9 protein-coding genes and 2 tRNA genes are annotated in these 11537 nt (G+C 64.2%); 7 read left to right on the top strand and 4 right to left on the bottom strand.

Going from position 1 to position 11537, the window contains the following annotated elements; genetic code table 11:
• Positions 1 to 335: 335 nt before the first annotated feature.
• The gene (locus tag I6F21_RS17255; protein ID WP_225140073.1) at positions 336 to 1835 is read left to right on the top strand and encodes an NAD(P)H-hydrate dehydratase; all 1500 of its coding nucleotides are present in this window, start codon (positions 336 to 338) and stop codon (positions 1833 to 1835) included.
• Positions 1836 to 1839: 4 nt separating this feature from the next.
• On the opposite strand, the gene I6F21_RS17260 is transcribed toward I6F21_RS17255, so the two are convergent.
• Positions 1840 to 3141, bottom strand: a complete 1302-nt coding sequence (locus tag I6F21_RS17260; protein ID WP_225140072.1) for a multicopper oxidase domain-containing protein — start codon at positions 3139 to 3141, stop codon at positions 1840 to 1842.
• 154 nt (positions 3142 to 3295) lie between these two features.
• Here I6F21_RS17260 and I6F21_RS17265 point away from each other — a divergent pair.
• From I6F21_RS17265 to I6F21_RS17275, 3 genes are all read left to right on the top strand, one after another.
• Positions 3296 to 3380 (top strand) — tRNA-Leu (locus I6F21_RS17265).
• A gap of 174 nt (positions 3381 to 3554) precedes the next feature.
• Positions 3555 to 4916 carry a trigger factor gene (gene tig, locus I6F21_RS17270; protein WP_225183349.1) on the top strand — a complete coding sequence of 454 codons (1362 nt, stop codon included), beginning with the start codon at positions 3555 to 3557 and terminating at the stop codon, positions 4914 to 4916.
• Between the two features lie 282 nt (positions 4917 to 5198).
• The gene (locus I6F21_RS17275) at positions 5199 to 5834 is read left to right on the top strand and encodes an ATP-dependent Clp protease proteolytic subunit (RefSeq protein ID WP_025036638.1); all 636 of its coding nucleotides are present in this window, start codon (positions 5199 to 5201) and stop codon (positions 5832 to 5834) included.
• A 62-nt stretch (positions 5835 to 5896) separates the two neighbouring features.
• Here the strand turns inward: I6F21_RS17275 and I6F21_RS17280 are convergent, their stop codons facing one another.
• Positions 5897 to 6103: a hypothetical protein gene (locus I6F21_RS17280; protein ID WP_128265601.1), complete on the bottom strand. Its 207-nt coding sequence runs from the start codon at positions 6101 to 6103 to the stop codon at positions 5897 to 5899.
• 182 nt (positions 6104 to 6285) lie between these two features.
• On the opposite strand from I6F21_RS17280, the gene clpX reads away from it, so the two are divergent.
• From clpX to I6F21_RS17295, 3 genes are all read left to right on the top strand, one after another.
• Positions 6286 to 7557, top strand: a complete 1272-nt coding sequence (clpX, locus tag I6F21_RS17285) for an ATP-dependent Clp protease ATP-binding subunit ClpX (RefSeq protein ID WP_008547851.1) — start codon at positions 6286 to 6288, stop codon at positions 7555 to 7557.
• Between the two features lie 320 nt (positions 7558 to 7877).
• Entirely contained in the window at positions 7878 to 10301 is a 2424-nt protein-coding gene (gene lon, locus I6F21_RS17290; protein WP_036010279.1) for an endopeptidase La, read from the top strand.
• A gap of 72 nt (positions 10302 to 10373) precedes the next feature.
• The gene (locus I6F21_RS17295) at positions 10374 to 10778 is read left to right on the top strand and encodes a GFA family protein (protein WP_036025378.1); all 405 of its coding nucleotides are present in this window, start codon (positions 10374 to 10376) and stop codon (positions 10776 to 10778) included.
• Positions 10779 to 10899: 121 nt separating this feature from the next.
• Here the strand turns inward: I6F21_RS17295 and I6F21_RS17300 are convergent.
• A tRNA-Val gene (locus I6F21_RS17300) sits at positions 10900 to 10976 on the bottom strand.
• Positions 10977 to 11169: 193 nt separating this feature from the next.
• Positions 11170 to 11532 (bottom strand): hypothetical protein, encoded by a 363-nt coding sequence (locus tag I6F21_RS17305; protein WP_051057016.1) that lies wholly within the window; start codon positions 11530 to 11532, stop codon positions 11170 to 11172.
• Positions 11533 to 11537 lie beyond the last annotated feature (5 nt).

An 11537-nucleotide genomic window follows, 5' to 3' on the forward strand; every position in this document is an offset into this window, starting at 1 on the left:
ACGCGCATTTCTCAACGCACGATCTTGTCTTCTCTGTGCCGGGATCCCTGACCCGTCCGGCAACAACGGCCGGCCACGCCCTTCAAGATGTCAGTGAGCACGACGAACCGAAGCGGCTTCCTCGAAAGCAGGGTCTATGCCAAGTTGCAAATGCCCTGATTATCGGAGCGTTATCAGCCTTTTAACGAGCATCTCTGAGTGATGGTGCCGACCTGCACAAAATACCGAAGACCGCAAAATAGGCAAACGGTTCAATATATGTGCATTTCGACGTTCCCACCGCCGGATCGGCGCAAAAGATGCCTGTTCAAGAGGCGTTTGTACTAGGAAGTGGCATGGAAGTTCTGACCAACGCCGAAATGCAGCGCGCCGACCAGCTTGCCATCGCGGCCGGCACGCCCGGTTTCAAGCTGATGCTCAGCGCCGGCCAGGCGGTCGCCGAGGCCGCCCATGCGCTGGTGGAGGAGGGGCCGATCCTGATCGTCGCCGGCCCCGGCAACAATGGCGGGGACGGTTTCGTGGCCGCGGCCGAGCTCGCCGCGCAGGGGCGCGAGGTTTCGGTGATCCTGATGTGCGAGCGGGACCAGCTCCAGGGCGATGCCGCCTCGGCCGCGCGCGGCTGGAAGCACCCGGTGCTGCCGTTCAACCCGCAGGCGATCGGCAGGCCTGCGCTGATCATCGATGCGCTGTTCGGCGCCGGCCTCAGCCGCACCGTGGATGGCGAAGCGCGCGCCATGATCGAGGCGATCAACGCCAACGGTGCCCCGGTGCTGGCGGTCGACCTGCCGAGCGGCATCAACGGCACCAGCGCGGCCGTGATGGGCGTGGCGGTGAACGCCACCGAGACCGTCACCTTCTTCCGAAAGAAGCCGGCGCATCTGCTGTTGCCCGGGCGCATGCATTGCGGCCGCGTGCGCGTTGCCGACATCGGCATCGATGCGCAGGTGCTGGAGGAGATCGCGCCGCAGACCTTCGAGAACGATCCGGATCTCTGGGGCGCGGCCTTTCCGGTGCCGCGCATCGATGGCCACAAATATGCGCGCGGTCACGTGCTCGCGGTCTCGGGCGATGCAGCCGCGACCGGCGCGGCACGGCTCGCCGCGCGCGGCGCGCTGCGCGCCGGCGCGGGCCTCGTGACGCTGGCGAGCCCGCGCGATGCGCTCGCAATCAATGCTGCCGCGCTCACCGCGGTGATGGTTCGCCCCGTCGACAGCGCGATCGAGTTCGGCGAGCTGCTCGGCGACAAACGCTACAACACCTGCATCATCGGCCCCGGTGCGGGCATCGGTGAGCGCACCTGCGATCTCGTCCACACCGCGCTTACCGCGCAGCGGCATCTGGTGCTCGATGCGGATGCGCTGACCAGCTTTGCCGCAACCCCCGAGCGCCTGTTCGAATCGATCAAGTCCTCGCAGGACAATGCGGTGGTGCTGACCCCGCACGAAGGCGAGTTTCCGCGCCTGTTCTCCGACCTCAGCAACAAGCATCCCGGCCGCTCCAAGCTCGAGCGCGTCCGCGCCGCCGCCGAGCGCTGCGGCGCCGTCGTGCTGCTGAAGGGCCCGGACACCACAATCGCCGCCCCCGACGGCCGCGCCACCATCGCCGCCAATGCGCCGCCCTGGCTCGCCACGGCCGGCGCCGGCGACGTGCTGTCCGGGATCATCGCCGGGCTCCTGGCGCAAGGCGTGCCGGCGTTCGAGGCCGCCAGCATCGGCGTCTGGATGCATGGCGAGGCGGGAAGCGAAGCTGGGCCGGGCCTGATCGCGGAGGATCTGACCGAGACGCTGTCGGCCGTGCACCGGCGGATCTATGACGCGCTGGGCATCGAATACTGAACGTTCACTCCACCCCGTACCAGCGCACCAGCCGCGGCGTGGCCCAGTCGGTCACGACGGATTCGATCAGCCAGCGTCCGGGCGAGGTCGCGGCGAACGCGATGCGCTGGGTCTGGCCAGGCTCGATCGCGAGCGTGTCGAGCCAATAGGGCTTCCAGCCGTCGTCGAGCTTGTCGAGCAGCCGGAAATGGTGGCCGTGCAGGTGAAACACGGTGGTGACCGGGGCGGGGTTCTGCAGCGCCAGGACCACGGTGCGGCCGGTCTTGGCGCGGAAGGCAGGGGCGGAGGCGGTGGAGAAGGTCGCGGGCCGTGCCCAGCCGGCATCGGCCGTACCGAGCGCGACATCGAACCGCAGGGCGCCTCTCAGCTCGAGCTTCTCGGGCAGATCATTCGGCGGGAGCGGTTGGGGCGGCGGCAGCGGAGCGCGCTCCAGCTTCCCGGAGACAGTCAGGTGTCCGACCTGGCGCACCGCCTTGCCGTCATGCAGCATAAACGGGGCCGAACTGGCCGCATCCACGAAGGCGTCGGCCCGCGCACCCGGGGCCAGCACCAACGCGCCGTTGCGCGCGGGGAACGGCTCGGCCGGCTGGCCGTCGAGGGCCATCACGCGGACTTCGTGGTTTTCCAATTTGATTGCGAGAACAGAGCGTTGCGAGCCGTTGATGAAGCGTAGCCGCAGCCGCTCGCCCGCCGAAGCTGAGAGTTCGAATGAAGTCTTGCCGTTGATTGTGTAAAGCGGCGTCGTGTCCTTCGGGTCCTGGCCCGGCGGGACCGCGGTGCCATCCGGCCGCAGGCGCCATTCCTGCATCAGCAGGAGCTCATCACGATCGACGGCGACCGGGCCGGTTTCGGCCACGATGATCGGAAGCGCGCGTGCGGGCTGCTGCAGGCGGTGCTCGAAGAGGCGGAAGTCGGCCAGCAGGGTGCCTGCATTAGGCACTGAAATAATTGATGTTTCTGTCGCATCCGGCGCTGCCGGGGCGCGGCCGCGAAGCGGGTCGGCGGCCATCGGCGCGTGGAGGCTGTACCAGACTGGCGCAATCGGCACAGGGAGGTTGTTGCTGAAGACCACCTGGCAGCGGTCGAAACGCTTGAGACGCACGTCTCTGAGGTGGCTTACGGCGGCCAGCTCCCAGATTGGTGTAGCCGGCTGACCCGGTCTCAAAGCCAGCGTTGCCGGTCTCGCCTGCAGCGCGAGCTGGGCCGTGACGGATGGGCCTGCACCGCCCACGATCAGCCCGGCTGCCGAGGCCCCTAAGCCGGCCAAAACCTCGCGCCGATGGGGAGCATGGATCCGCGTTGTCATGGCACGATCCGGACCACGCCGTGCTGGATAAGTCCAGCCGCAGTGCCTACTTGAAGCTTGCCTCCATCAGGCCATTTTTTTGCTGCGAACAGTCAGGCACATGCTATAAGCCCGGCCGCCCGCGGCATCGCGGCCGGTCTTGATGCGAATTCACGCGGGCGTGGCGGAACTGGTAGACGCGCTGGATTTAGGTTCCAGTGACGAAAGTTGTGGGGGTTCGAGTCCCTCCGCCCGCACCAAGCGCTTATCGCGTTTGCACGGATTACGAGGCCTGCTTCCGCGCGGATGATCATCCGCCTGGAGCGGGTCCGATGAACCACCGGCGTGAAGGCGTTTGCCTCGCGCCGGATCGATTAACGACAGCGTCCCGGCGCGCGACGTGCCGGGGCCGAACGAAAAGAAGATTGGACGCCATGCAGGTCACAGAAACCCTCTCGGAAGGTTTGAAGCACGAGTTCAAGATCAGCGTTCCCGCGTCTGATCTCGACGCCAAGGCCGGCGCCAAGCTCGTCGACCTCAAGGACAAGGTCCGTATCAACGGCTTCCGTCCGGGCAAGGTGCCGGTCTCGCATCTGAAGAAGGTCTATGGTCGCTCGGTCATGGCCGAGACCATCGACCAGACCATCCGCGACACCAACACGCAGCTGTTCTCCGAGCGCGGCTTTCGCCTTGCGACCGAGCCGAAAATCACCATGCCGAGCGAACAGGCCGAGGTCGAGGAGCTGCTGAGCGGCAAGACGGATTTGACCTACACGGTCGCCATCGAAGTAGTGCCGGCGATCGCGCTCGCCGACTTCAAGAGCTTCCAGGTCGAGAAGCCAGTTGCTGATGTCACCGACGCCGATGTCGACGAGGCGATCAAGCGCATCGCCGATTCCAACCGCACCTATGCCGCCAAGGGCGAGGGCACCAAGGCTGAGTCGGGCGACCGCGTTACCATCAACTTCACGGGCCGCATCAACGGCGAAATCTTCGAAGGCGGCACCGGCGAGGGCATCCAGGTCCTGATCGGCTCCAACACCTTCATTCCGGGCTTCGAGGAGCAGCTCATCGGCATCGGCGCGGGTGAGACGCGCACGCTGAAGGTGTCGTTCCCGAAGAACTACATGAACGACAAGCTCGCCGGCCAGCCGGCGGAGTTCGAGACCACCGCGACCCTGATCGAGGCGCCGCAGGACCTTGCGATCGACGACGAGTTCGCCAAGTCGCTCGGCCTGGAATCGCTGGACAAGCTCAAAGAGGCCGCGCGCGAGCGCCTGACCGCCGAGTTCGCCACCGCCACGCGCCAGCGCGTCAAGCGCGCGCTGCTCGACCGCCTCGACGAGGCGCATCGCTTCGAGGCGCCGCCCTCGCTGGTGGACGAGGAGTTCAGCCTGATGTGGAACTCGGTCAAGGCCGAGATGGACTCCGCCGGCAAGACCTTTGCCGACGAGGACACCACCGAGGACAAGGCAAAGGAGGAGTATCGCAAGATCGCCGATCGCCGCGTGCGGCTTGGCCTCGTGCTCTCCGAGATCGGCGAGAAGAACAAGATCACGGTGACCGACGACGAGGTCGGCCGCGCCGTGATCGAGCGCGCGCGCTCGATGCCCGGCCGCGAAAAGGAGGTCTGGGACTTCTACCGCAACAACGCCCAGGCGTTGGCCCAGCTTCGTGCACCGATCTACGAGGACAAGGTGGTCGACTTCATCCTCGAGCTCGCCAACGTGACCGAGAAGAAGGTTTCGCGCGAGGACCTCTACAAGGACGACGACTTGGAAAAGACCGCGGCCTGAAGGGTTTGAGATAGCCCGCTATTAAGGATGATGAGCGAAGAGGCCCAGCTAGCCAGGTGGCCGGCTGGGCCTCTTTGTGCGAATCAGCTTCAACTGCCGCCACGGATTAAGCCTTAATGCGCTGCGCACTTGTCAGAAGCGAAATGGGCTATATCTGTCGCTACGCCTTTCTGCTTCTTACCCAAGTTCCTGCATCACAGGACGTCCATTCGCCTTCCGGCAAATCCAGCCAAGCTGGCAAGCCTGCCCGGCGATGTCCGTCTCCGAAACCCTAGGTGACTCATGCGCGATCCGGTTGAAACCTACATGAACCTCGTGCCCATGGTGGTCGAGCAGACCAACCGTGGCGAGCGCGCCTACGACATTTTCTCGCGCCTCTTGAAGGAGCGCATCATCTTCGTGACCGGCCCGGTCGAGGATGGCATGTCGACGCTGATCGTCGCGCAGCTCTTGTTCCTCGAGGCGGAAAATCCGAAGAAGGAAATCTCGATGTACATCAACTCGCCGGGCGGCGTGGTGACGTCGGGCCTTGCGATCTACGACACCATGCAGTTCATCCGCCCGCCGGTCTCGACCCTGTGCACCGGTCAGGCGGCTTCGATGGGCTCGCTGCTGCTTTGCGCCGGCGAGAAGGACATGCGCTTCTCGCTGCCGAACGCGCGCATCATGGTGCACCAGCCCTCCGGCGGCTTCCAGGGCCAGGCAACCGACATCATGCTGCACGCCCAGGAGATCCTGAACCTGAAGAAGCGGCTCAACGAGATCTACGTCAAGCACACCGGCCAGACCTACAAGTCGATCGAGGATGCGCTGGAACGCGATAAGTTCCTCACTGCGAACGACGCCAAGGAGTTCGGCCTGGTCGACAAGGTGATCGACAAGCGCGCCGAGGAGCCGGCGCCGGCGAAGGCCCCGTAGCACTACTGAGGCGTCACGGCGAGCCCTCGGTTTGCCGTGGACCCGTCAGGGCAGCGTTCACGTTAGGTGCGCGTGCGCGCGGCGCAAAACGCGGTTTTGCGCCCTGCGACAAGCAGAAAGTTCCGCTTTCGTGCTTGTTTTTCGTGGCAATCCAGCAACGCCGGGGTGTTTTCCATCACTTCGCCCGTGCCAAGACCGGAAATCACGGTATTGTCACGGGTAGCCGGCGACCCCCGATTAGCGAATTCTTGATAGTCGGGTGACAGCATGGTTGGCTACGATTGATCGGCTATGATCGCGGGAGAATCGAACCACCGTGATTCGCACGGAATGTAGTAAAGCGTAGGGTCTTTTTTGGTACGGAATTTGCTCTACTTAAGCTTCATGCCGACCATCGTGTCGGAATGGAGCGATCGAGCGGAACGGGATCGAACCGCGGACGGAGACATGAATGAGTAAGGTCGGCACGAGCGACTCCAAGAACACGCTATATTGCTCGTTCTGCGGCAAGAGCCAGCACGAAGTCCGCAAACTGATCGCGGGTCCCACGGTCTTCATCTGCGACGAGTGCGTCGAGCTCTGCATGGACATCATCCGCGAGGAGAACAAATCCTCGCTGGTCAAGTCGCGCGACGGTATTCCGACGCCGAAGGAAATCTGCAAGGTGCTGGACGATTACGTCATCGGCCAGAGCCATGCGAAGAAGGTCCTGTCGGTCGCGGTGCACAACCACTACAAGCGCCTCAACCATCAGACCAAGCACAACGACGTCGAGCTCGCGAAGTCGAACATCCTGCTGATCGGTCCGACCGGCTCGGGCAAGACGCTGCTCGCGCAGACGCTCGCCCGCATCCTGGACGTGCCGTTCACGATGGCCGATGCGACGACGCTGACCGAAGCCGGCTATGTCGGCGAGGACGTCGAGAACATCATCCTGAAGCTGCTCCAGGCCGCCGACTACAACGTCGAGCGCGCCCAGCGCGGCATCGTCTACATCGACGAAATCGACAAGATCAGCCGCAAGTCCGACAACCCCTCGATCACGCGCGACGTGTCGGGTGAGGGCGTGCAGCAGGCGCTGCTCAAGATCATGGAAGGCACGGTGGCTTCGGTCCCGCCGCAGGGCGGCCGCAAGCATCCGCAGCAGGAGTTCCTGCAGGTGGATACCACCAACATCCTGTTCATCTGCGGCGGCGCCTTTGCCGGCCTCGAGAAGATCATCTCGGCGCGCGGTCGGTCGACCTCGATCGGCTTCGGCGCCCAGGTGCTCGCGCCGGAGGATCGCCGGACCGGCGAGATCTTCCGTCACGTCGAGCCTGAGGACCTCCTGAAGTACGGCCTCATCCCCGAGTTCGTCGGTCGTCTGCCGGTCGTGGCGACGCTCGAGGATCTCGACGAGACCTCGCTGAAGAAGATCCTGACGGAGCCGAAGAACGCGCTGGTGAAACAGTACCAGCGGCTGTTCGAGATGGAGAACATCGAGCTGACCTTCGCCGACGAGGCGCTTGGCGCGGTCGCCCGCAAGGCGATCGAGCGCAAGACCGGCGCGCGAGGCCTGCGTTCGATCCTCGAGGCGATCCTGCTCGAGACCATGTTCGACCTGCCGGGCCTGGAAGGTGTGGAAGAAGTCGTGATTTCCCGCGAAGTCGTGGAAGGCACGGCGCGTCCGCTCTACATCTATGCCGATCGGTCCGATCGTGCCGTCGAGAACGCCAGCGCCTGATCTGACGGCGCTGGAAAGCTCCAATCGTCTCCTCGAGTTGGCTGCGGAGCCGTGGTTCCGCAGCTGGTGTTGCGTCGCTTGCCGCGTTGCGTAAGCGCCTGATGGCGCGCGTTTTTCAATGACTTGACACCCCCCGGGTCGATAGCCACCTAATGTCGGCGGCGAGCGAAAATTCTCTTCAAGATTCGCCTCAGTTCCGTTCCGGCGAGCCGGTCCGACTTGTAGAGGACCGACCGGTTCTGCGGATCACCTCGGCACCTTGTGGCGGTTGCGCATGATCGCGGGCTGCGTGCAAGGGGGCAAAGCAAAAGGAAAAGGCCATGACCAATCCAAAACCCCGGCCAACAATCGTTCATGGCGAAGCACACGCCTATCCCGTGCTGCCGCTGCGCGACATCGTCGTCTTCCCGCACATGATCGTTCCGCTCTTCGTCGGTCGCGAGAAGTCGATCCGCGCACTCGAAGAGGTGATGAAGAACGACGCGCTGATCATGCTCGCGACGCAGAAGAACGCGTCCGACGATGATCCGGCGCCCGATGCGATTTACGAGACCGGTACGCTTGCCAGCGTGCTGCAGCTCCTGAAGCTTCCCGATGGCACCGTGAAGGTGCTGGTCGAAGGGCTCGAGCGTGCGCGCGTGGCGAAGTACACCGACCGCGCCGACTATTATGAGGCGACCGCCGTCGCGCTTGCGGACACCGACGCGAAATCGGTCGAGGCGGAAGCGTTGGCGCGCTCGGTCGTGTCCGACTTCGAGAGCTATGTGAAGCTCAACAAGAAGATCTCGGCCGAGGTCGTCGGCGTCGTGCAGGCGATCACCGATTTCGCCAAGCTCGCCGATACGGTCGCCTCGCATCTCGCGGTCAAGATCGCAGATCGCCAGGGCATACTGGAGACGCTGTCGGTCACCACGCGCCTGGAGAAGGTGCTGGGTCTGATGGAGAGCGAGATCTCGGTGCTGCAGGTCGAAAAGCGCATCCGGTCCCGCGTCAAGCGCCAGATGGAGAAGACCCAGCGCGAGTACTATCTCAACGAGCAGATGAAGGCGATCCAGAAGGAACTCGGCGACGACGACGGTCGCGACGAGCTCGCCGATCTCGAAGAGAAGATCTCGAAGACCAAGCTCTCCAAGGAAGCGCGCGAGAAGGCGCAGCATGAATTGAAGAAGCTGCGCCAGATGTCGCCGATGTCCGCGGAAGCGACCGTCGTGCGCAACTATCTGGATTGGCTGCTGTCGATCCCGTGGAACAAGAAGTCCAAGGTGAAGAAGGACCTGGAGCAGGCGCAAGCCATCCTGGACTCCGATCACTATGGGCTGGAGAAGGTCAAGGAGCGTATCGTCGAGTACCTCGCGGTGCAGTCGCGCGCCAACAAGCTGACGGGGCCGATCCTGTGCCTGGTCGGGCCTCCCGGCGTCGGCAAGACCTCGCTCGGCAAGTCGATCGCGAAGGCGACGGGGCGCGAGTTCGTGCGCGTCTCGCTCGGCGGCGTGCGCGACGAGGCCGAGATCCGCGGTCACCGCCGCACCTATATCGGCTCGATGCCCGGCAAGATCATCCAGTCGATGCGCAAGGCGAAGTCGTCCAATCCGCTGTTCCTCTTGGACGAGATCGACAAGATGGGCGCCGATTTCCGCGGCGATCCGTCCTCGGCGCTGCTCGAGGTTCTCGACCCCGAGCAGAACGGGACCTTCAACGACCACTATCTCGAGGTCGACTACGATCTGTCCAACGTGATGTTCATCACCACCGCGAATACGCTCAATATTCCGGGGCCCCTGATGGACCGCATGGAGATCATCCGGATCGCGGGCTACACCGAGAACGAGAAGGTCGAGATCTCGCGCAAGCACCTGATCCCGAACGCGGTGTCCAAGCACGGCCTGGACTCCAAGGAGTTCTCGATCGACGACGAGGCGCTGCTGCTTCTGATCCGCCGCTACACCCGCGAAGCGGGCGTGCGTAACCTGGAGCGTGAGCTCTCTACACTGGCCCGCAAGGCGGTGAAGGAGCTGATGATCTCCAAGAAGAAGTCGGTCAAGGTCACCGAGAAGACTCTGGAAGAGTTGCTCGGCGTGCCGAAGTACCGCTTCGGCGAGATCGAGAGCGAGCCGCAGGTCGGTATCGTCACCGGCCTTGCCTGGACCGATGTCGGCGGCGAGCTGCTGACGATCGAAGGCGTCATGATGCCCGGCAAGGGCAAGATGACGGTCACGGGCAATCTGCGCGACGTCATGAAGGAGTCGATCTCCGCGGCGGCGTCCTACGTCCGCTCGCGCGCGATCAACTACGGCGTCGAGCCGCCGCTGTTCGACAAGCGCGACATCCACGTGCACGTGCCGGAAGGGGCGACGCCGAAGGATGGCCCGTCCGCAGGTGTTGCGATGGCCACCGCGATCATCTCGGTCATGACCGGCATCCCGGTCCGCCATGATGTCGCGATGACCGGCGAGATCACGCTGCGCGGCCGCGTGCTGCCGATCGGCGGCCTCAAGGAGAAGCTGCTGGCTGCGGCCCGCGGCGGCATCAAGACGGTGCTGATCCCCGAGGACAACGCCAAGGATCTCACGGAGATTTCCGATGCGATCAAGGGCGGCATGGAGATCATCCCGGTCTCGCGCCTCGATGACGTCGTCGCCAAGGCGCTGGTGAAGAAGCCTACGCCGATCGTCTGGGAAGAGGACACTAAGGTGACGGTGAAGCCGGACGGCGATGAAGCCGCCGGCGGCCTGACCGCTCACTGAGATCGCAGCTCGAAAACGATGATAAAACGGCGCCTTCGGGCGCCGTTTTTGTTTGGGGAAGGGGAGGAGGCAATGCACGTCGATGGGCAATGCCATTGCGGGAAGGTCGCGTTCGAGGCCGAGGTCGATCCGGAGGCAGTCTCGGTCTGTCACTGCACCGATTGCCAGACGCTGACCGGCTCGCCGTTCCGCGTGACGGCCATCTGCACCAAGGCCGATGTCCGCCTGACCCGTGGCTCGCCCAAAATCTACGGCAAGCGCGGCGACAACGGCCGGATGCGCTTTCAGCATTTCTGTGCCGATTGCGGTTCCCCGCTGTTCACCAGCGGCGAGGGCGACCAGGCCGACGATTGGGGCATCCGTTGGGGCTCGATCCGCCAGCGGGATGCGCTGCGGCCGGTGAGGCAGATCTGGTGCCAATCGGCAGCGGTGTGGATCGATGCCGTGCCGCTGCTGCCGGGGCGGCCGCAGGATTGAAGTTGGCTGGCCGAGCCCGCCTTCGCCCGTTGGGCTTCGGCGCGGCAGCCTTCGATCGCTTCGCGCTTATGACCTTGATGTGCTGGCCTGCCGAGCCGTAGCTCGCGATGCGAGCGAAGGCTGGTGGGCGGTCACGGATTCGAACCGCGGACCCTCTCGGTGTAAACGAGATGCTCTAACCAGCTGAGCTAACCGCCCAATGGCGCCTCTTTAGCGCCCCGGCGGGGGCCGAAGCAAGGGCCGAGCGCGCCCGACCCGGCTGCAATTGCCGGCCCGGTGAGAGCTTTCATGCCGGACACGGCCAACCCTGCAGCAGGTCCGCTGCAGGGCAATCTTTCTCGCAGCGCGATCTCGACGTAAGGCCGAGGAGCCAGCGATCATGCTGCGGGTGTCAGGCTGTCTTGGTGAACATCGTCAGGACACCGTCGACGATGTTGATCGCGACGACTTGTGCCGAGCTCAAGCCCTTGGCCTTGAGCACGGAGGCGGCCTGCGGTGTGGCGTCGATGGACTGCCGAAGCGACTGGATGTCCGTCTCGCTCGTATGCGCCACGAGTTCATCGACCTTCGCGCGCACGGCCGGCTGCAGTTCCTTGACGTCCACAACCTGTATGCTCCGGATCACAGTGCTGGATTGCGTGGACGATTGCTCCGTGTCGGATTGCGACGATGCGCCCTGTGCCTGCACCAGGGCAGGTGTTCCCAGCGAGAGAGCTGCAACGAGGACGGATGCCGTGAAGCTGCGCATGGTCATGCCTT

It is taken from the genome of Bradyrhizobium sp. NBAIM03, from assembly GCF_020194055.1.
In the GTDB taxonomy this organism is placed as follows: domain Bacteria; phylum Pseudomonadota; class Alphaproteobacteria; order Rhizobiales; family Xanthobacteraceae; genus Bradyrhizobium; species Bradyrhizobium yuanmingense.